The organism is Desulfoscipio sp. XC116, from assembly GCF_039851975.1.
Lineage (GTDB): Bacteria > Bacillota > Desulfotomaculia > Desulfotomaculales > Desulfallaceae > Sporotomaculum.
This window is the reverse complement of the sequence record NZ_CP156660.1, coordinates 3374325-3394723: the sequence shown is the minus strand read 5'-3', so window position 1 is coordinate 3394723 and position 20399 is coordinate 3374325. Positions and strand designations below refer to the sequence as shown.

Annotated in this window: 17 protein-coding genes, 1 tRNA gene and 1 pseudogene; 9 read left to right on the top strand and 10 right to left on the bottom strand. The window is 45.5% G+C overall.

Annotation, left to right across the window (positions count from 1 at the left end):
- Nucleotides 1–68: 68 nt before the first annotated feature.
- The 3 genes from ABDB91_RS16120 to ABDB91_RS16110 all read left to right on the top strand — a co-directional run bounded on the left by ABDB91_RS16120 (nt 69) and on the right by ABDB91_RS16110 (nt 3302).
- On the top strand, nt 69–950 hold the full coding sequence (locus tag ABDB91_RS16120; RefSeq protein ID WP_347488704.1) for a DMT family transporter: 882 nt from the start codon (nt 69–71) through the stop codon (nt 948–950).
- Nucleotides 951–972: 22 nt separating this feature from the next.
- Nucleotides 973–1545 (top strand): methylated-DNA--[protein]-cysteine S-methyltransferase, encoded by a 573-nt coding sequence (locus tag ABDB91_RS16115; protein WP_347488703.1) that lies wholly within the window; start codon nt 973–975, stop codon nt 1543–1545.
- Between the two features lie 152 nt (nt 1546–1697).
- Entirely contained in the window at nt 1698–3302 is a 1605-nt protein-coding gene (locus ABDB91_RS16110; RefSeq protein WP_347488702.1) for a polysaccharide biosynthesis protein, read from the top strand.
- Between the two features lie 80 nt (nt 3303–3382).
- Here ABDB91_RS16110 and ABDB91_RS16105 read toward each other — a convergent pair whose 3' ends face one another.
- The 4 genes from ABDB91_RS16105 to ABDB91_RS16090 form a co-directional block, all read right to left on the bottom strand.
- Nucleotides 3383–5284 (bottom strand): ABC-F family ATP-binding cassette domain-containing protein, encoded by a 1902-nt coding sequence (locus tag ABDB91_RS16105; RefSeq protein ID WP_347488701.1) that lies wholly within the window; start codon nt 5282–5284, stop codon nt 3383–3385.
- A gap of 461 nt (nt 5285–5745) precedes the next feature.
- On the bottom strand, nt 5746–6033 hold the full coding sequence (locus tag ABDB91_RS16100; protein WP_347488700.1) for a hypothetical protein: 288 nt from the start codon (nt 6031–6033) through the stop codon (nt 5746–5748).
- Nucleotides 6034–6183: 150 nt separating this feature from the next.
- Complete coding sequence (locus ABDB91_RS16095; RefSeq protein ID WP_347488699.1) at nt 6184–7092, bottom strand: 1,4-dihydroxy-2-naphthoate polyprenyltransferase; 909 nt, start codon at nt 7090–7092, stop codon at nt 6184–6186.
- A gap of 227 nt (nt 7093–7319) precedes the next feature.
- Nucleotides 7320–7910, bottom strand: a complete 591-nt coding sequence (locus tag ABDB91_RS16090; RefSeq protein WP_347488698.1) for a ferritin-like domain-containing protein — start codon at nt 7908–7910, stop codon at nt 7320–7322.
- A 308-nt stretch (nt 7911–8218) separates the two neighbouring features.
- Here ABDB91_RS16090 and ABDB91_RS16085 point away from each other — a divergent pair, with 308 nt between their 5' ends.
- Nucleotides 8219–9169: an EamA family transporter gene (locus ABDB91_RS16085; protein WP_347488697.1), complete on the top strand. Its 951-nt coding sequence runs from the start codon at nt 8219–8221 to the stop codon at nt 9167–9169.
- A 248-nt stretch (nt 9170–9417) separates the two neighbouring features.
- Here ABDB91_RS16085 and msrB read toward each other — a convergent pair whose 3' ends face one another.
- Nucleotides 9418–10392, bottom strand: a complete 975-nt coding sequence (gene msrB, locus ABDB91_RS16080; RefSeq protein ID WP_347488696.1) for a peptide-methionine (R)-S-oxide reductase MsrB — start codon at nt 10390–10392, stop codon at nt 9418–9420.
- 184 nt (nt 10393–10576) lie between these two features.
- On the opposite strand from msrB, the gene ABDB91_RS16075 reads away from it, so the two are divergent.
- From ABDB91_RS16075 to ABDB91_RS16065, 3 genes are all read left to right on the top strand, one after another.
- Nucleotides 10577–10789, top strand: a complete 213-nt coding sequence (locus tag ABDB91_RS16075; protein ID WP_347488695.1) for a helix-turn-helix transcriptional regulator — start codon at nt 10577–10579, stop codon at nt 10787–10789.
- A 129-nt stretch (nt 10790–10918) separates the two neighbouring features.
- The gene (locus tag ABDB91_RS16070) at nt 10919–11455 is read left to right on the top strand and encodes a small multi-drug export protein (protein WP_347488694.1); all 537 of its coding nucleotides are present in this window, start codon (nt 10919–10921) and stop codon (nt 11453–11455) included.
- Between the two features lie 349 nt (nt 11456–11804).
- Nucleotides 11805–13598, top strand: coding sequence for a DNA mismatch repair protein MutS (locus ABDB91_RS16065; protein WP_347488693.1), 1794 nt, complete (start codon nt 11805–11807; stop codon nt 13596–13598).
- Between the two features lie 125 nt (nt 13599–13723).
- On the opposite strand, the gene ABDB91_RS16060 is transcribed toward ABDB91_RS16065, so the two are convergent.
- Both ABDB91_RS16060 and ABDB91_RS16055 read right to left on the bottom strand, forming a co-directional pair.
- Complete coding sequence (locus ABDB91_RS16060) at nt 13724–14923, bottom strand: hypothetical protein (RefSeq protein ID WP_347488692.1); 1200 nt, start codon at nt 14921–14923, stop codon at nt 13724–13726.
- Nucleotides 14920–15597, bottom strand: coding sequence for a TetR/AcrR family transcriptional regulator (locus ABDB91_RS16055; protein WP_347488691.1), 678 nt, complete (start codon nt 15595–15597; stop codon nt 14920–14922). Before ABDB91_RS16055 ends, ABDB91_RS16060 begins: the two co-directional genes overlap by 4 nt.
- A 437-nt stretch (nt 15598–16034) precedes the next feature.
- Between ABDB91_RS16055 and ABDB91_RS16050 the strand changes: the two genes are divergently transcribed.
- Nucleotides 16035–16478 (top strand): hypothetical protein, encoded by a 444-nt coding sequence (locus ABDB91_RS16050; protein ID WP_347488690.1) that lies wholly within the window; start codon nt 16035–16037, stop codon nt 16476–16478.
- 132 nt (nt 16479–16610) lie between these two features.
- On the opposite strand, the pseudogene ABDB91_RS16045 reads toward ABDB91_RS16050, so the two are convergent.
- The 3 genes and pseudogenes from ABDB91_RS16045 to ABDB91_RS16035 all read right to left on the bottom strand — a co-directional run.
- Nucleotides 16611–16904, bottom strand: a pseudogene (locus tag ABDB91_RS16045) (N-acetyltransferase); the annotation flags it as partial.
- Between the two features lie 71 nt (nt 16905–16975).
- Nucleotides 16976–17662: a class I SAM-dependent methyltransferase gene (locus ABDB91_RS16040; RefSeq protein WP_347488689.1), complete on the bottom strand. Its 687-nt coding sequence runs from the start codon at nt 17660–17662 to the stop codon at nt 16976–16978.
- A gap of 135 nt (nt 17663–17797) precedes the next feature.
- Nucleotides 17798–17872: transfer RNA gene (locus ABDB91_RS16035), tRNA-Thr, on the bottom strand.
- A 233-nt stretch (nt 17873–18105) separates the two neighbouring features.
- Here ABDB91_RS16035 and ABDB91_RS16030 point away from each other — a divergent pair.
- Complete coding sequence (locus ABDB91_RS16030; RefSeq protein ID WP_347488688.1) at nt 18106–20142, top strand: sigma 54-interacting transcriptional regulator; 2037 nt, start codon at nt 18106–18108, stop codon at nt 20140–20142.
- The last annotated feature ends 257 nt before the right edge of the window (nt 20143–20399 follow it).

The window sequence follows — 20399 nt, the reverse complement described above, 5'->3', positions numbered from 1 at the left end:
TAAGACATTAACGATATTGCATTGTTCTGCCCTAGCTGGTTTGACAGCAGGAAGTGAGGACATGACAAATGTCACAACCGATTATTAACCCATACCTGGCTGTATTGCTGGGCGTGCTTGCCGCAGCTTTTTCTTCCATATTTACTAAAGCGGCCGAGGCGCCGCCGCTGATTATCGCTCTTTATCGGATGGCGTTCACTGTGCTGCTGCTGGCACCGGTGACCTTGGCCACCGGACGGCGTGAGCTGCGAGCCTTGACCCGACGGGACGTGCTGCCGGCCTGTGGCGCGGGTATTATGCTGACTCTGCACTTTGCAACGTGGGTAACGTCGCTTAACTACACTTCCATAGCCAGTTCCACTGTATTGGTGACTATGCAGCCTCTTTTTGTTATTACGGGCGGCTACCTGTTTTATAAAGAAAAAATAACCCGCCGGGGATTGCTGGGTGCGGCTATAGCGCTTTCCGGCAGTGTACTGGTGGGAATCAGCGATTTTCGGGTGGGGGGACAGGCACTGTGGGGTGATTTTTTGGCCTTCTCGGGGGCGTTTTTTGTGGCGGGCTATATGCTGGTGGGCCGGGGGATCAGAGAGCGATTATCTTTGCTGCCTTACATAACTATGGTTTACGGATCTTCTATGCTTACCCTCTTCCTGGCTGCAGTTATGCTTCAATTGCCCTTGGTTCCCTATCCGCCCGGTACTTGGCTGATGTTTGTGCTGCTGGCCGCAGTGCCTACTGTTATGGGACATACTGTCTTTAATTGGGCGTTGCGTTATGTTAAGGCGGCGGTGGTATCGGTAAGTATACTGGGTGAATCGGTTGGGGCCACTATACTGGCCTATTTTATATTCCATCAGGTGCCCACCTTGCTGCAGGTTACGGGCGGGCTGATTATTATTACCGGTTTAATGGTATTTATTAGGTCAACTGCTCAGTCAGATAATTAGTATGTATGAAGGCGTGAATATATTGGCATATATAGATAAAAAGGTTAGTCTGAGAAGGTTAAAGCCCAATCCTTTGATTTGGACAATTGCTACGGCAGCCGGTTGGGTTGGGGCCGCTCGCAGCGAAGCCGGATTGGTGGCGTTAACGCTGCCGCAAGCCGGCGCGGAGGAGTGCGTGCGCAGTCTGACTCAGTTGGGGGTGAAGGAGGGGTGTTCGGTGGTGCCGCCGGAGTCCGGTCATGTGTTGGCCGGGCTGGCCCAAGCGCTGAATCGGTATTTCAGCGGGGAGCCGGAGCGGCTTGATTTTCCTGTGGACTGGGCAGTTTTTACGCCCTTTCAGCAACGGGTATTGCAGGTAGTGCGGGGTATCCGGCGGGGGGAATTACTGTTTTATGGACAGGTGGCCGCTATGATCGATTGTCCACGAGCAAGCCGGGCGGTGGGCGGTGCTCTGGGGGCCAACCGTGTTTCGCTGGTTGTCCCCTGTCACCGGGTGATCCGCAGTGATGGTACTCTTGGCGGTTTTGGCAGCGGTCTCGCGTGGAAGGTGCGCTTGCTGGCTATTGAGGGGATTAATTTCGGCTCCGGTGATTAGATACCGGCTATTTTAAATCAAGCATTGCGAGAAGATTATTGAACGATGTTCTAATAATATTATAAAAGCAAGCATAAGCTGGTGCACACAAGTTCAAATGCGCTGACTTCTTACGTTTTGATTTGATGTGATGCATTGCGGGAGAAAAAATAATGGCCAAAAATTTTTTAAATAGGCAAACAGTACTGCAGGGTGCTCTGACTCTGACCGTTTCATGGCTGATTATTAGGATTTTAGGCGCAATTTACCGCATCCCTCTGGGGCGTTTGCTGGGGGACGAGGGGTTAGGTATCTACGCTGTGCCCAATCAAATTTACCTGCTTTTTTTTACCCTTTCGTCGGCAGGCATACCGGTGGCCGTAGCCAGTGTAGTATCCGAAAAAATGGCATTGGGTCACTACCGTGACGCGCTGCGTACCTTTCGGGTGGCCCGGGCCTCCATGCTGGTGCTGGGCGTTACTTCTTCGCTGCTGCTGTTTTTCGGCGCGGGCTGGTTGATTGAACAAGGCCTGGTGCGCATACCCGAGGCGTATCTGGGCATGCGGGCCATCGCCCCGGTGATATTTTTTGCCGCTGTTACCGCCGCTTACCGGGGCCTTTTTCAGGGACTGCAAAATATGCGGGCGGTGGCTTACTCGCAATTGGCCGATCAGGTAATGCTGGTGGGGGCTACTTTACTGTTCAGTTACCTGCTGCTGCCCCGGGGCTTGTCTGTCGCCGCTGCCGGGGCCAACCTGGGTGCTGTGCCCGGGGCGGTGGGGGCTACAATAATGCTGATTTTTATATACCGCCGGCAGCGCCGGGAAATGCTGGAGTTGGCCGGACGGGATATATCCGGGGCCAGAGAGGAAACGCTGTCCCTGCTCAGGCGCATATTTAGCGTGGCGATACCGGTATCATTTGCTGCGGTGGCCATGTCCATTACCCACCTCATTGACCAATGGCTGATCATCGACCGGTTGCAGCTGGCGGGATTCAGCCACCAGCAGTCTATTGCCTTTTTCGGGCAATTTAACCAGATGGCTATGGCTTTTGTCAATATTTCCATCGCTCTGGCCGTTTCACTGGGTGCCAGCCTGGTGCCCGCAGTGGCGGAAGCCTTTGCCAAGCAAAATATGGAGCGCATCCGTTCCCAACTGGCCCAGGCGGTGCGGTTGGCCGTACTATTCGCTCTGCCGTCGGCGATCGGCTTATATTTGCTGGCCCCGCAATTAACCCAGTTGCTGTTTGCCGAAGCGGAAGCCGGGGTACCTTTGGCCGCTCTGTCCGCCGTGGTAGTATTCTGGTCGGTGCATTTGGTTACGGCGGGGGCGCTGCAGGGCATGGGCAAAGCCATATTGCCCGTGCGCAACTTAGTGTTGGGCATTATATTTAAAATTGCTATTACCTACTACCTAACCCCCACCTTGGGTATCCGAGCCGCCGCTTATGGCACCGTGGTTATATTTTTGGTTTCCTCGCTGCTCAACGTAATAGTGCTGTCGCGTTTGGCGGGCATGCGGTTTAACCTGTGGGAGACGCTGTCCCGGTCCGTGCCCGCTACGCTGATTATGGCCGCTGGCGTGCTGGCCGTTTTTCGGGTGGCTGAGCTGGAAGTAGGCGGCAATACCTGGCCTACATTGCTGGCCGTAACAGCCGGTGCGGTGCTCTACCCCGCGGCTCTTTTGGTGCTGGGCGGTGTGCGGGTTGAGGATGTGCGCCGTCTGCCCGGCGGTGGGCGAATAGCCGCTTTTTTAAAAAAAATAGGACGGGGTTAGTTAGGCGGCATAATAATTCACTTGGCATGAAGGCGCTTTGTTATTTGTATATGCCGATAAGTAAGTTAGTTTAAGTAAGTTTAAGTCTGACCCCGCTCACTTAAGTAAACCCATCTTTCTAATTTCTCTTTGAGCTGTCCTTCCAATTCATCCTTTTCGGCCACCAACTGCTGTAAAAGAACGTAATCGGTAGCGGCCTCGTTAATTTGGATCTGTATCAGCTTTATTTTGTCTTCCAGTCCGGCGATAATATCATCTATTTCAGCATATTCCTTTTGTTCATGATAAGTAAGCTTAAGTGGTTTAGTTTTCTTTCTTTCAGTTTGATTATCCCGCCGGTTCCTTCGCTGTTTTGGGGGAACAACGCTATCTGCAACAGTATTTTTCGCTTGCTCTACAGACCGGTCGACGTATTTAGCCCGGTAATCCGAGTAGTTGCCGGTGTACTGTCCAATATGTCCGTCTCCCTCAAAGGATAAAATCTTTTCCGCTATGCGATCTAAAAAATATCTGTCGTGGGAAACAGCTATCACCGCTCCGTTAAAGTCATCCAGGTAATCTTCTAAAATAGCGAGCGTTGCTATATCCAGGTCATTGGTGGGTTCGTCCAAAAGCAGTATATTGGGCGCTTCCATTAGTACTCTGAGTAAATGCAGCCTTCTTTTTTCCCCGCCGGAAAGCTTTTCAATCAGGCTCCATTGCAGGGCCGGAGGAAATAAAAACCTTTCCAGCATTTGTGATGCGCTTATTTTATGCCCTTCGCTTGTGCTTAAAAACTCCGCTCCTCCTTTAATATATTCGATAACTCTCAAACTGCCGTCGATATGCTGAATTTCCTGGGAGTACAGCCCCATTTTAACCGTCTCCCCTATATCCACTGTGCCGCTGTCCGGCTGTAAGATGCCGTAAATAATATTTAATAAAGTTGACTTGCCGCTGCCATTGGGACCAATGATACCGACCCGGTCATTCCTAGCCGGCTTAAAACTGAAATTATCTATTACTCTGGTGCCGGCGAAGGATTTGCAAACCTGCTCCAGCTCAATAGTTTTTTTGCCCAGGCGGCTGGAAGCCACGGATATTTGCAGCTTTTCATCTCTTTGGCCGGCAGCCTGGGCGTTTAATTTGTGGTAGCGTTCTATTCTGGCCTTTTGCTTGGTGGTTCTGGCTTTAGCTCCCTTTTTGAGCCAGGCCAGCTCTTTTTTCAGCAACCGCTGTCTTTTGCGCTCGGTAGCCTGCTCCATTTCTTCCCGTTCAATTTTCTTCTCCAGATAATAGCTGTAGTTGCCTTTATACAGATACAGGCTGCCTTTGTCCAGTTCAATAATCTGGTTTACCACCCGGTCCAGGAAATACCGGTCATGGGTAATCATCAGCAGGGAGCCTTTTCTTTTATTCAGATATTGTTCCAGCCAATTGATGGCCTCATTGTCCAGGTGGTTGGTCGGTTCATCTAAGACAAGTAAATCCGCAGGGTTTAACAGCGCTGCCGCCAGCGCAACTCTTTTTTTCCGGCCGCCGGATAAGGTTCCCATGGGAGCATTATAATCACTTATACCCAGCCTGGTTAGGATGGACTGCGCTTCACTTTCCAGGTTCCAGGCGTTTAAAGTATCCATGTCGCGGGTTAATTTTAAAACTTGCTCATCTGAAGTGCCCGGGTTCCCCAGGGCCGCTGTGTATTCCCTAATTAACTTCATTAACGGGCTGTCACCTTTAAAGACTTGCTCCAGCACTGTGGCCCGGGCATCAAAATCGGGATTTTGGGATAGGTAAGCTATTCGCATCTCACTTCCCTTGGTCACTTGTCCCTCGTCTGCCATCTCCGTCCCGGCAATAATCTTAAGCAGCGTGGATTTACCGGTGCCGTTAATACCGATTAAACCCAACTTGTCACCTTCGCTGATACTAAGATTAATACGATTGAGCAGTTTTTTATCACTATAGCTTTTGGAGATATTTTCAGCGGTTAATAAACTCATCTTGCATCCTTTCCTGTTGATTATTGCTTAATAAGGCTCAACGCGGCGCCGATTATTATAGCCTGTCCGAATTATGAACTTTAAACAGACAAGCTAAGTGAACTCGTTCAGCTAAAGCTGAACGTCGGGGCTTCAGATGGGGATTCCACCCCCACCTGAAGTTAAAATAGGAACTCCCACTTACAGAAGTGGAAGTCTTGGAATTTGGTAAATATCTGCTATTGAAATCACCTTGGGCAAGTTGTCGGTATTTCCAGTACTGCAGCGCAAATTGCTTTTTGAGCAAAGCTTTCGCTAGCTTGGTCGGAGCCGGGCGTTGGGGTGGTGTACTCTACTGCGCTGAGAAACGACCAGCCCATTTTAAAGTTCGATAAACTATACTTTTCGTTGTAGTGCCGGTGACTTTTGAATATTATCGGTGTAGTAGTCTTTCTTATACGGGTTATGGCCTAATTGCTGTCTTAAACTGTGGGTTTTCTAAAAGGTATAACCTTGCCGCCATTGGTGGACCTGGGTGCTTTTGTTGGACAGGATTGACAGCCGCCGTTACAGCCTGATTTGAAGCCGACAAATACCTTGCGCCAGGATACCTGCCACTTGTCCTCCACTTGCTCAATCCTGGTTTCTACTTCATATTGAGGACCGCGTGGATCACTGGCTAATCTGGATTCTGTAGTAGCTACAATATTGGCTGTTCTTAACGCTTTTTCTTTAGTATCAAATAAAGACTGTAAAGTTGTCCATTCCATAATCAATCGCCCCCTTGGTAAACATATTTCTCTATTTATCATAACCGATAATGATGAACCAGTTCAATGTGTGTTAAGACATTGGCTTACTTATAAGCGGATCTATTGGCGGTGTTCCGTTTAAACATTACGGATCTTAAATAGCGGGCGTTAAAACCGGCAGCTTATGGTTACGCCAACCGCCAATAAAAGCCCGAAAATAGTATTGGTCTGGGCGGTCGCTTGCATGGCCGGCATCATTTCCGCCGCGCGGCTTTTGCCACGGAAGCCGCCAACGGCTTGTCGGGCTTTGGTAATACTGACAAGAGCCAGTAAAGCCCACGGTGAAATTATGCTCATTAGCACCAGCCCGGTAACCCAAAGGTAGGAGAAAGTAAATAAAGCCGCGAGAAGAGTAATTGCATTGCTTCTGCCAAGCAGTATGGGCACAGTGCGGCGGCCTTTGGCCCGGTCGCCGTCAAGGTCCCGGATATTGTTGGATAGCAGAATGCTTCCGATAAGTACGGTAATGGGCACAGAGACCAGCACACTCTCCAAACTTATCGTATTGGTTTGGATAAAGAAAGAAATAAGTATGATGGTCGTGCCCATTAAAACTCCGGATAAAATTTCCCCCAGCGGAGAGTAGGCGATGGGGTAAGGCCCGCCGGTATAAAGATAACCGGCCGCCATGCAAACAAGACCCACGGCTGCAAGCCACCAACTGCTTGCGGCGCAAATGTAGATCCCGGCGACGATGGCCAGGACATAAAAGACTATCGCAATATACAATACCGTGGGCGCTTGAACGCCGTCACGGACAATGGTACCGCCTATGCCCACCGATTCCGAAGTATCCAATCCCTTTACATAATCATAGTATTCATTAAACATATTAGTAGCTGACTGAATGAGCAGTGCCGCCAACAGCATGACCAAAAACAGTGGAATGTTAACTTGTCCGGCTTCAAGAGCCAGTGCCGTACCTACTGAGACAGGAACAAAGGCTGCTGTCAGGGTATGGGGCCGTAACAGCCGCCACCATACCTGCCGGTTGATCCTTTTAGGCTGATTTTTCATTTGTTTTGCCTTTCGGTTTGATGAAAATAGCGTTCCCGGCCAAGGAAGCTTGAATGGGAACGCCTGGGGTGTCTTATGCTTACTGCGGACAGTTCCTTGGGTTGATATTTAATATCCATAGTTTGGCATTTCAATTATAAACGTTATTTAATTATAGCACTTTTTGCAGGGACGCTGATGGATAAAACAGTACCCGCATTTTATAACCGGTTGCGGTGCGGGTTATTTTATCTACAGGCGCAATTTAATGTAAACAAGTAATTCCATTTGGATGCGTGCTTTAACTCATCGGTATAAATCTCTGTAATGATGTTTCGGTAAGGCAAAAACTCAAAGCCGAATAATATCCTGCGGTATCTTTCCACAGCGGCCAGTTCGCCAAAGAGCGCCCTGGTGATTCCCTCACAGTAGTTTCTGGGTCTCTCAAAGGTTACCTCAGGCGCTGCGGGAATGTCCCTACCCGTAACCTGCCAATATATTTCCCTGAATAATCTGGCATGCTTTCTTTCATCGTTTCGAATGGGGACGATAATTTCTCTTTGAGCGGGGGGCGCCACGCTGAGCAAATAATCGTAAAATAACTCGTCCTCTCTTTCATCTCCGACAGAATCTACTATTAAATTAAGAGCTTCCGGTAAAGCGTAAACGGGTACATACTCGTATGTTGGATAATACCTGCAAGTAGTGTACGGAAATCCCGGATACAATGTTTGGTAAACGGGAACTGAGCCGCTCGGTGGACAACTGCTATTTGCCGCGCCGGTTTTGATAGTCTCTTTTTCCTTTTTATTAATATCTTTATTGGTATCATTAGTCACAGGGGAACACTCCTTTTAATTTTACTTATAATATGAAAATAAAGGCAGGAGGGTTCCTGCTTACGTGCTAGCCGTTCTCGTTATTGCCAATTTTTCTTATTTTATATAACCGGTGGATGAGGAAACCGCCTGCGGCTAAAATGGGCGTATAGGGCAACAATATAACCGCTAAAATGAACATATCTTGAACGAGGCCGATCATAATCTGGTACTTTTTCACCTAACATTATATAATTAAACAATGTGCAACCAGAGGAACGATAAATTAGTTGCAATATAAATATTTTATTGAACAGGAAGGTTTAAATATGAAAACTGGAAATTCGACCTTTAGTGACCCTCGAGTATTACTTGCTTATGTAACCGTCTGCATAGTTTGGGGGTCTACCTATTTAGCCATAAGGGTGGGGGTTAGGGATTTACCCCCGGCTTTATTTGCAGGTTTTAGATTTGTTGTAGCCGGGCTTGTTTTGTTGTTCTTTGCCAGAATTAGGGGCTATAAAATGCCAGCTAACCGTCGCGATATAGTGAATTCCGCAATCGTAGGGTTGTTTCTGCTTTATGGCGGCAATGGTTTGGTGGTTTGGTCGGAACAATGGCTGGCCTCGGGTTTAGCTGCATTGCTTATAGCTACGGTACCTCTTTTTGTTGCACTAATTGACACAATAGTACCGGGCGGCACTCCTATAGGATGGCTTGGCTGGGTTGGCTTGCTTACCGGTTTTTCCGGTGTGGCGCTGCTTCTGGCACCGGGTTTTGAACTAGGGGGCAATCAGCTTTCCGGAATGGCTGGTTTAATTATGGCGGCTTTTCTTTGGGCGTTGGGTTCTGTTTTTTCGGCCCGCAGGCCTGTCGGTGGTTCGATTATTTATGCTATAGCGGTGCAGGCCCTGGCTGGTGGTATTGCCTTAAGCGCGACGGGTTTATTCGCCGGTGAATTGTCCCGATTTCACCCGACAGCGGCCGGAATTGGCGCTATGTTGTACCTGATCTTTATAGGCACCATGGCAGGCTATAGTGCTTATATATACATATTAAAAGCAATGCCGCCGGCCAAGGCGTCTACCTATGCTTACATAAATCCCGTGGTGGCGGTATTGCTGGGCTATCTTATTTTAAAAGAAGAGATTACGGTAAGGACTATCATATCTGCGGCGGTAATTCTGGGTGGTGTACTGCTGGTCCAGGTGTCAAGGACGAAAGTGCCTGTTAAGCCTCTCCATTCTGAAAAGTTAGCCGCTGTATCAAAGGGTACATAAAAATGCAGCCAGTGAACAGGGGCCAAGTGAACTCGTTCGGCTAAAACTGAACATCGGGGCTTCAGATGGGGATTCACCCCACCTGAAGTAAAAATGAAGGGAGTGTCGCAAAACTACTTTCTTGGAGTAGTGAGCGATGCTCTTTTTCCCAGATGCAGCTAATTATTCCGATAATAATCCGGTATCTTTACAAAAGGGGACGTCCATTACCGGCTTGCCAATAAGCCGTATAAAGCGTAATATTACGTCTATTTAAACAGACGCAGATACTCTTTATAACCTTCTTTCTCAAGATCCTCTGCAGGAATGAATCGTAATGACGCCGAGTTGATGCAATAACGCAAACGCGTTGGGGCCGGGCCGTCGTCAAATACATGGCCCAGGTGAGAGTCGGCACTTTTGCTTCTGACCTCTGTGCGGAGCATGTTGTGGCTGCTGTCTGCATGCTCTTTTATATTGTCCGAGTGGAGCGGTCTGGTGAAACTGGGCCACCCGGACCCGGAATCGTATTTGTCAAGGGAACTGAACAGTGGCTCGCCGGAAACGACATCCACATATATGCCGTCCCGCTTATTATCCCAGTATTCATTTTTGAAAGGTGGCTCGGTACCGTTATTTCGGGCTACCTCATACTGAATTTTGCTTAGTTTGCTATTAATTAGTTCCTCGTCTTTATTTTTTCCCCAGTACTTCTTTATAAAGCTCTCACGTCCTGAGCCCCGACGGTAAACACCGTAGTGCACGGGATTTTTTTGATGGTAGCTTTGATGATACTCTTCGGCGGAGTAGAACTCGGAGGCCTCGATTATTTGCGTGGCTATTGGCAGGTCAAAACGACCGCTTTCTTCAATTGCTTTTTTAGATGCCTCGGCCTGTTGCTTCTGGGTCCGGTTATGATAGAAAATCGCGGTTTGGTAAGATGGTCCACGGTCAGCGAACTGACCTCCCGGATCAGTTGGATCAATTTGACGCCAGTAAGTATCAAGCAATTTTTCATATGAGCACAGGTCGGGATTAAAGGTTATTTGTACGGCTTCATGATGTCCTGTTTTATTTGAGCAGACTTCCTCATATGTGGGGGATTCTTTGTGTCCGCCGGTATAACCGGAGACTACCTTTACAACTCCCGGCAATTGCAGAAAAGGAGCAACCAGACACCAAAAGCAGCCGCCTGCGAAGGTAGCCAGTTCCAAACGTTGTTTTTTGTTTTCCGCATTGACCAAAATAAGCTCACCACCTTACTTTTCTTAACATAATATTGCAACGATTTGAGATATTTTATGCCTATTAATAGTGATCTGGATTCTTATGGAAATAATCATTAACATTGTGACAAATATTATTGACAAGATGTTAATGATATCTTACATTATAAATAGTTAATACGCCAAGAGAGGTTTTCTTTATATGCTACATAACCGGGTAAAAGAATTAAGAGCAAGACATAATTTTAACCAGTCCGAATTAGGAAAATTGGTAGGGGCGACCCGCCAGACAATTGGCATGATTGAAAAAGGAGACTATGCACCTTCTGTCGCTTTGGCTCTCAAAATCTCGAAAGCATTTAGAGTGCCTTTAGAAGAAGTTTTTTGGCTGAAAGAGGAGGAAAATGATGATTGAACGATTTTTGCGTTTGCCATTTACGATGTGTTTATTTTTTATTAGTGGCATTGGGACTGGGCCAATATTTTACTTACTGGTCGGAGATTAAAAAGCTGCAAGATTAAATAAATACAAAAAGGTGATAAAATGTTTATATCATATTTATTGGTTTTTGTATTAGCAAGCATTCCGTTGCTTGAACTGGTTACTGTTGTGCCGCTGGCGATACTTGGGGGATTGTCGCCGGCGCCTGTAGGCATACTGGGGTTCTTGGGAAATGCATTAACAGTTCTGCTGTTAATTGTTTTTGTTGATAAAGTAAAGGGATGGATAAGGGCAAGAAAAAAGAAGCGTATTGGTGTGAAAGAGCAAGTTGGAGAAGAGTTTCAAAATAGTGCAGAAGTGATTGTAGAACAAGATTCAAAAAAAGAAAAAAGGGCCAGGGTTCTTTTTAACAAATATGGTTTGCCTGGATTAGCGATTTTAGGTCCGATTATCGTAGGTTCCCATATTACCGCCTTTATGGGAATGAGCTTTGGTTCTAAAAGACGCCTGGTTTTCGGTTGGATGCTTTTTAGCTTGGGATTGTGGACGATTATTTCCGTCGCCGCGGCTAGTTACGGGTCAGCTTTTCTGGTTCCGAATGTTGAGGAAAACGGATTTCTTATCCGCTTGTTCCAATAAATCACTTGCCGTATAAGTTTTATACATTCTTGGGTGAAACCAGTTATCTCGATCAGTAATTTAGTGTTAAAATAAAGAGTGAATTCGTTCGGCTAAAGTTGAACATCGGGGCTTCAGATGGGGGTTCTGCTCCACCTGGGGTAAAATAGGAAGTGGCTGTTGCCCAAGAGCTAATAATTCGTAGTACAGCAGCTTTTTATAAAGATATCAGCCTATTATCGAAATAATTCACTGAATTTAATTTATAAAGGAAAAGGAGCGTTGCTCACTGCTTTAAGAAAATAGTTTCGCGGCACTCCCTTTTGAAATTTGATAAATCGCACAAAACTTTGAAATAATGGTGATAAATTTGAATGAATCCATTTACGAGATCTACCAAGTTAAAAAAGCTGGTTTTTTAGAGGAACTATCCGTTGTGACAAAGCAAAGCAACTTATTTGTTTTCCTGCGCCCGCTGGTTTTTTTAGCCGCGGTAGCTTGTTCCATGGCTTACTCTTTGTTATCAGCTAGGCCTGTTTACCTGCTTTGCACGGGTTTGCTGGCTTTAGCCTTTATTGTGATGATAGTTAAGCATAATCGAATTAAGGCACGCATTAAATACCTGGAATTGCTGGTGCAAATTAATGTTAATGCCATGCGGCGCCTGGAGGGCAAATGGGTCGATTTTTCAAATACCGGGGAGCGTTTTATAAACGCTGAACATCGGTATTCAGCTGACTTAAATATATTCGGACGGGGATCATTGTTCCAGTATCTAAATGCTGCCACCTTTTTTGCCGGTGAAAACAGGTTGGCTCAATTGCTGTGTGCTTCAACCGGTTTAAAAGAAATTGAATATCGCCAGCAGGCCATCGAAGAATTAAGGCCGCGCCTGGATTGGCGTCAGCATTTTCAGGCAACAGGCATGGCTGGTGGTATCAAAAAAAACGCTGATATGGAAAGACTGCTGTCCTGGGCGGAAGGGACGCTATGGCTCATTAATAAATATACAGCACTACTTCTGCTCTGTCCGGTTATAACTTTGGTTCTGGCCGTTCTCGGGTACTTTCATTATTTGCCGAGGTATATTTGGGCTTTCCCCCTTGCGCTTCAAATAGTCATAGTGGTCTTAACAGAAAAAGCCGCCCATCAGATCTTTGTTAAAACCGGTAATGCTGCAAATGAGATAAAACGTTACTCGGCCCTTTTGGCCTGTATTGAACCGGAGAATTTTACGGGGCCACTGCTGAAGAGTTTAAAAAGAAAGCTGGTCGGGGGCGGTGATGCCCCATCCCGGCAGATTAAACAGCTTTTTAAAATAGTCGACAGAATCGGTATGCGCAATTCCAGTCTGCATCCCATTGTCAATATCGGTGTTTTGTGGGACTTGCAAACGCTGATTAAGCTGGAAAAATGGAGAAACAGCTCGGGTCGTTCACTAAGGGCCTGGATCGAGGTGGCTGCCGAGTTCGAAGCATTATCCAGTCTGGCCGGCCTGGCCCATGACCACCCGGATTGGACGATGCCTGAAATAATTGAATCTAAGCCTGCACTTCAGGCTGTTGCGCTGGGACATCCTTTAATTAAAGATGAGATGCGCGTGTGTAACGACGTTGAACTGTCCGAGCCCGGCATGGTTTTAATCATTACCGGTTCCAATATGTCCGGCAAAAGCACTCTGCTTAGAACATTGGGAATTAATCTGGTGCTGGCCTATGCCGGGGCTCCCGTATGTGCCGGGCGGTTCAGATGTGCCCTGACGGATGTTTATTCAAGCATTCATATCAATGATAATCTGGAAAAAAACATTTCTACTTTTTATGCGGAACTGCAAAGAATCAAGCTGATAGTGGAAGCTGCCGGATCCGGTAAGCCAATAATTTTCCTGATTGATGAGATTTTTAAAGGAACTAATTCCAGGGACAGAATATTGGGTGCCCGGGCAGTTATAAAAACTTTGTATGAACTGGGAGCTATTGGATTGGTATCTACCCACGACCTGGAACTAAGCAGCCTGGAAAATGAGACGCCTTTAATACGGAATTATCATTTTACAGATAAGATAAATGGCCGGGAGATTACTTTTGATTACCGCCTCAAGCCCGGAGTTTCCAGATCGACCAATGCACTGGCACTGATGAAGATTATTGGCATTGAGGTGTAGTTTCTAAATTCTGCACTACTTATTTCTTCGTTATCAGCGCACACGTTTCGATATGTCTTATAGCGTCAAAAATGATGCCGTCAAGGCGTGGTAGTTCTTTGGCGGTAAGACTTATTTCTTGATTTTTATTCTCTGATTATCAAATCCATCACATCACGTCGCATGCTCTGTGGGACTTCTTTTGTGGGCTTCCCCAAACGAACGAGCATTTGAATGGTAGCTCCATTTGAAGCGTAGTCGCGGTGAATGCTGGTGTATGGCTCTTTCATTTCGGGGTATTCTTCCAAAACCTGGCTAAGGGGCTGCATAACTAAACCCAAACGATGCGCTGTCAGTATCAATCTGCTGTAAAGCATACCGCTTTCAACCTGGCTTGAACGATTATTATCATTCGTTATAATCATGGCATAGGCCGGTGTATTGACCACTGATGTCCGGGTAGACTGAATAAACATATCCGATGCCGCTTTCCCGCTGTTCAGCGAAGGAAGAACCGTGACCAAGCCCTGCAAGACATGCTGCATGATGCCTGAAGTACCCTGTCCCTCGACAGAAAAACCGTAACGATATTTGTTTTTTTGGTACTCGTTGGCGCGAAAAATAGTATCTGTTTCCTGCATCACTCGATTCACGCCAGCTTCGATGCTGGCGCTCTTCATTGCATAACTTCCCAGTCTTTCTATGTTTTCTTTGTCCTGAAAAATGTTTATCGACATATTGACATCAGTATTTATGGTTTCCAGTTGATCTATCTGTTCAGAAGTTAACTTGTTTGACTGATATGCCGCTCTGTTAGTATCAGGCAAGAACAGGGGATCATAGAGAGGGCTGTTTTGAGGTTTGTCTTTCGTAAGCCTGATTTTGGCCACCGGTTTGGTTTTCATGCTTGCCTGCAGTTTTTGTTCATCATAGCCGCCATTTGGAAATAATTCCACTGCAGCTTTGTATCCTAGTTCATCTCCAGCGATTTTGACATACTCCAAAAATGCACCTTGCGTAATCATCATTTGCCGAGCGAATGGGTCTGCCTCATTTGTTAGGCGGTCACTATCGGCGTATAAGTAAAATACCATGTGATCATCCTTGGCGAGCCGGATTTTCCAGGGTTGCATGTTATGGCCGTTTGCAGCTAACAGCCCGTGAGCCATGAGTTGGATCCTTGGATCATCAAATTTTTGCGAATAAGTTTTTTGCCAGGGTTCCAAATACTTTGCCGACTCAAAAATCCCGCTTATGATCAATAGGGATGCCAAAGCTATGATTAATACAGTGCCAATGCTTGAAAGAATAATGATCATAGTTTTTTTCACCGTCCTCTTGCTCATCTTTCATTTCCCCTATTTTCAGTTTGTATTGATCTGATGATAAGTTGAAAAGCTGCTGATTCCAGTTCCTCAGGTGTTGTCATGTGATAGTTTTTAATATAATTTGCTTTTCTCTTTGCGATATTAAACACACCTATCATACAGGCCCATAAAACAAGAGCTGTTTTTACAACATCCAAATCACTGCGGATGGAATCATCTTTCATGCCTTTTTCCAACACATTGATCAAATGCCCCAGTATCTCCTCCCCAAGGGCATAGCACTCCTCTCTTGATTGATCCGGAACCCTTTTTTGAAAATCAAGTTCACCATTTTCATATTCCATAATTGCTTTAAAATATTCCGGATAATCCTTGCTGAACCGGTAGAGTGTCAAAGCAATCTGTCTTATTTCCTCTATCGCATTACAGGCTTTTTCCTTTTGTAAATCATCCTTCAGCATACCGATTAACAGCTTATATCCCCTGATCATAATTTCAAAATAGATCTGCTCCTTGCTACTGAAATAGACATATACCGTTCTCTTGCTGAACTCCGCCTCTTTTGCCACATCATTCATCGTGGCATTATCATATCCTTTAGTAAAAAAGATTCTTTCCGCAGCATCAATAATATCCTTTCTGCGGATTTCTTTTTCTTTTTCCTTGCGCTCATTGATTCCCAAAAGATCCACCGCTTTCATTTCACCTGTGTGTTATTAAGTAAACTATTGGTTTACTTAATTCTAAAGTATCTTATATTTCCTGTCAATACATTCTTACAAGTACATTCGACATAATGAGTGTGTTCATTATCTATCAGCGGCCAAGAAGCATAAGCTCCCCGGGGGGTTCATCCTAGTTTTCACCAAAAACTCTTATATACCAAGGCTTAAAGCCTGTTCTGGGATAGTACATTTTGTCCTACCTCTATCAAGGGAGAATGAGGGAGAATACCTGCAATGTTTCGGTCCCGAGGCGTCGAAACATTGCAATATAAGAATAAGAGGGGTAGGACCCCCTCTTTAGTCCAGGAGATGGACTTATGACTTAAACATAATTTATTCTCTTTCCAAGGGCAGGAGATCCACCGCAAGAGCCGAATTGATATTATGCAGAGGGGAGGGTAATCATGCCGGATAACATTGAACTGGTCAATATGATGCGTGCCGTTATTCAAGAGGAATTAAAGCCAATAAATGAACGGCTTAAGCGTGTAGAGCAGGGCCAGCACGAAACCAATGAGCGCCTTGTCGCCCTTGAAACCGGTCAGCACGAAACCAATGAGCGTCTTGTCGCCCTTGAAACCGGTCAGCGCGAAACCAATAAGCGCCTTGTCGCCCTTGAAACCGGTCAGCGCGAAACCAATAAGCGCCTTGTCGCCCTTGAAACCGGCCAGCAGGAATTAAAAAAAGGCCAAACTGCCATTGAGGTCGCCGTCAACGATTTAAGGGCTATCAACCGTGCAACGCACAAGAAAATATTTACCCATCTTGATGCCATTTGGGATAATGTTAAACTAATTGAAAAACGGCTTGATGTTCAGGATAAACAAGAGGAAGAAGTAGTCCGATAAGCACCCGGCAATGTGCCGGGTTTTGTTTTTCCTGTTAAAACAAAAAAAGCGGGGGCAATGCCTAAGGAAACTCGCCACCGACCGAACAATAAATCGGAAGTTGTAGCTCATCCTTATACCACTAAAGAAAACTCACTGTATAATAGAACGGCTGTGAATATAAAATTCTTCCTGACTTGGCTGGTATTTTTTCTCCAGGCTTTCCAAACCTTCATCAAAGCGTCCAGCTTCTTGTTCATCTATCTCAGATACAGGACTTTGATAATAAACCCATTTTCTTCCGTCCAAGACATCTGGTTTGAGTTCTTTTACCATCATTGCCGCCGGATATGTCCCATTTCCAGGACAGATATTGTACTTTTTGCAACTCCTAAAACCGCGACTTACATAATTATTCGGATTTCCCGATATTACAATCACATCATAAATTTCTGTGTTAAGTAAGCGTCACACGACATCGAGTCAGCAAATGGAAATCAGCCTGCTTCGCGGGATATTTATTTTTTATCCAGCCTTACAATCATGATAATCGGTGTTTTTTGCTCTGGAAAAGGAATCTCGTAAAATCCACTAAGAACAAAATCGTGTCGAAATGCGGTGTTCAGTATTTGCTGAATTGGACGATGGTAATAATTCTGCAAGACGGGTTGCCCTACAATTGCCTCTCCCTGATGGATTTGACTTGTGAAGTAATCATCACTTGGATAGGTAAAGCAGGGGTGATGTGTTGCAAAAACAAATATGCCGCCAGTTCTCATCATCAAAGATACTGCTTTAAACAGAGGCTCAATATCTGAGATATCCATAATAGCCATGTTTGCGACGGCTTTATCGAAAGGCTCATCTTGTTTGAGTGTCAGAAATTCATCATAATTTGTTGCATCGCATACATGGAAATCCACTTTATCCAGTACATTTGCCCGACGTTTTTTCGCCAGCTCAATCATTTTGGCGCTATAATCAAAGGCGATCACCCGCGTTCCGCATTCAGCAAGCCTTTGGGAAAAATTACCGTTTCCGCAGGCAATATCCAATACCAAATCTCCTTGACGAATATCAAGCAATTCTTCCGTATGCGGCCTAACCAGGTCACGATGGAAATCGTTGGATTCATCCCCCATGCGCTCATCCCAAAATGCCGCGTTGGTTTCCCAAGCTGTAAGCCCGTTATTTACTTTTGACATAGGTATCTCCAGAGAGCATCCCATTCAAATTTTTGTTTTCCTATTATGTTACATCAATTATCTTACTTCCATTATAACTTGTAGAGAAGTAAAAAATAAACAGACAAATTTCCTATCGGAATTTATCTGTTTTTCTGGAGCCGACGGTCGGATTTGAACCGACGACCTGCGCATTACGAGTGCGCTGCTCTACCTCTGAGCCACGTCGGCAAACTGATCAATGCAAAGTTTATAATACTGGTTTTATGCTCAAATGTCAACCACCCGATTTCGTGCGTTTTGTGCGAGAGGTATAATTGCTTTTGCTTAATAAAACTAATCAGTTCTTATTATCCTATTAGCTATGGAAACCGGAATTGTAGATCAGGCTCAATAAAGGGTATCGGTAAACGATGACTAATATATAAATATTACTGCTATCTTTTCAACGGGGATGTGGTTAAGTGCGAGTGTCGCAATTTATGACCCATAATGTAATTACTTTACAAGAGAACTCAACTATAAAACAGGCCGCTGAAATGTTTATCGGACATTCCATAGATGGGGCACCGGTGGTTGATGAAAAAGGCGGTGTAAAAGGCATTTTTACCAAAACCCATTTATACCGGGCTCTGGTTGGCGGTTATGATCTTGCGACACCGGTGAAACTGCTGATGAAAGAAAAAGTATATACTATTAATGCGGACAGTCTGGCGGATGAGGCTTGGCGGATTGCCCAAAAAAAACGGGTGGGCAGGCTGCCGGTGCTGGATAATCAAGGCAAACTGGTGGCTATGATGACCAGAACCAACATTGTGCAAGCTTTTGAGCATAAGATGCTGGAAACGATTAACTGGTTGAACGCCATACTGGATTCGGCTCCCAATGGTATTTATGCTATAGACCACGACGGTATAATTGCAGTCTATAATAAGGCAGCCGAGCGTCTGACAGGCATTAAGTCGGATGTTGTGCTGGGTAAAAATATTAGGGAGTTTAATTTTGATGCTCAGATTTTAGAGGTGTTAAAGGCTGGGAAGCCGCAGTTTAGTCCTAAAATGCGCATTAATGACCGGTTGGTGGTAGCCAACCGGACGCCCATATTATCAGGGCCGTCAGTTGTGGGAGCGGTGGCTGTATTGCAGGATATATCGGAGCTGACCTCGGTATCCCGTGAGCTTAGTGAAACAACGGAATTATATGAGGAATTGGATGCTATTGTCAATTCATCTTTTGACGGTATCATTGTGGTGGATAAAAACGGAAATATTATCAAGCAGAATCAGGCCTTTGCAAAAATGGGTTTGCAAATTGAAAGTATAATAAATAATCTAAGCAAGCAGGCTGTAGAACAGAATAAGCCCGTTACGCTGGCGCACCGTTTGACGGACGGGCGGGAATTGCTGCTCACGGCAAACCCGGTATGCCGTATTGATGATTCAAACATAACTTCACTGGCTATTAACTGTAGGGACATTACCGAGTTAAATAACTTGCGCCGCCAGGTACAGGCCAGTCAGGAACTATCGGAAGTATACCATTTGGAGCTGGAGACATTAAAGACTAAATACCTGGGTCACACCATAGTATGTGAGAGTCAGGCGATGCGCAATGTGCTTGATTTGGCGGTTAGGGTTGCCCGGGTGGATTCCACTATCTTAATCACGGGTGAGTCCGGGGTGGGCAAAGATGTGGTTACCAGGCTGATTCACAAGGCCAGCAAGCGGGCCGGTGAACCATTTATCAGAATTAATTGCGGAGCTATCCCTGAGAACCTTTTAGAATCCGAGCTGTTTGGCTATGAATCCGGCGCTTTTACCGGGGCCAAGCGGGAGGGTAAACCCGGTATGATGGAATTGGCCCATAAAGGCACATTGTTTCTTGATGAGATTGCCGAGTTGCCCCTGGCGCTGCAGGTCAAATTGCTAAATGTGATTCAAGAGCGCGAGGTTAGCAGGCTGGGCGGTGTAAAACCCATATCTGTGGATATTCGCTTGATTGCGGCTACTAATAAGAATCTGGTTGAAATGTTGAAAAAAGGCCGGTTTCGTGAAGATCTGTATTATCGTCTTAATGTAGTGCCCATTAATATACCGCCGCTGCGTGAGCGGCAGGGCGATATACCCGCGCTGATAATTCATTTTTTAAGAAAGTTTAATGAAAAATATCATTTCAATAAGAGCATCTCTCCCGATGCAATGGAATATTTAACGCGCTATTTCTGGCCCGGCAATGTGCGCGAACTCGAGAATCTCATTGAGCGGCTTATGGTAATAAACGCATCGGACATAATTGATGCCAAAAGTTTACCCACCGCATTTCTGAAACCAAGCCACGATAGGCAAACCCTGGGTGTTGGATTGGGCACCGAAAAGGAATTGCTTGAGGAGTTGTACCAGAGATTGCAAAGTACGCGAAAAGTGGCGGAGACACTGGGTATAAATCAATCCACGGTAGTTAGAAAAATGAAGAAGTATAACATTAAGCCGATTACAAGATAAACTGTGCGTTAGAGCTTTGTTTAAGTGATGCGATGTGTATTGATGCGAAAGTGATGCAATTAATTGTTGACAAAGGCTCATATGATGATCAATCAATATTTACTAACTGAAAAGTAAGGCTTTAACGTTAGTTATTCTAATGGCTAAAGTTTTGCTAATTAAAATATTAGCAATTTATAGTCTTTTTGTACTTGACTTACTGTTTGCGCAATTTGCTATTGATTAGTTACTGCTTAATATTTAAAGATCAGATGCGG

Excerpts from the sequence above, each read along its gene's own strand:
- ABDB91_RS16120 (WP_347488704.1), top strand. The coding sequence starts at position 69 with ATGTCACAACCGATTATTAACCCATACCTGGCTGTATTGCTGGGCGTG.
- ABDB91_RS16110 (WP_347488702.1), top strand. The coding sequence starts at position 1,698 with ATGGCCAAAAATTTTTTAAATAGGCAAACAGTACTGCAGGGTGCTCTG.
- ABDB91_RS16105 (WP_347488701.1), bottom strand. The coding sequence starts at position 5,284 with ATGAGTTTATTAACCGCTGAAAATATCTCCAAAAGCTATAGTGATAAA.
- ABDB91_RS16100 (WP_347488700.1), bottom strand. The coding sequence starts at position 6,033 with ATGGAATGGACAACTTTACAGTCTTTATTTGATACTAAAGAAAAAGCG.
- ABDB91_RS16095 (WP_347488699.1), bottom strand. The coding sequence starts at position 7,092 with ATGAAAAATCAGCCTAAAAGGATCAACCGGCAGGTATGGTGGCGGCTG.
- ABDB91_RS16085 (WP_347488697.1), top strand. The coding sequence starts at position 8,219 with ATGAAAACTGGAAATTCGACCTTTAGTGACCCTCGAGTATTACTTGCT.
- ABDB91_RS16075 (WP_347488695.1), top strand. The coding sequence starts at position 10,577 with ATGCTACATAACCGGGTAAAAGAATTAAGAGCAAGACATAATTTTAAC.
- ABDB91_RS16070 (WP_347488694.1), top strand. The coding sequence starts at position 10,919 with ATGTTTATATCATATTTATTGGTTTTTGTATTAGCAAGCATTCCGTTG.
- ABDB91_RS16060 (WP_347488692.1), bottom strand. The coding sequence starts at position 14,923 with ATGAGCAAGAGGACGGTGAAAAAAACTATGATCATTATTCTTTCAAGC.
- ABDB91_RS16050 (WP_347488690.1), top strand. The coding sequence starts at position 16,035 with ATGCCGGATAACATTGAACTGGTCAATATGATGCGTGCCGTTATTCAA.
- ABDB91_RS16040 (WP_347488689.1), bottom strand. The coding sequence starts at position 17,662 with ATGTCAAAAGTAAATAACGGGCTTACAGCTTGGGAAACCAACGCGGCA.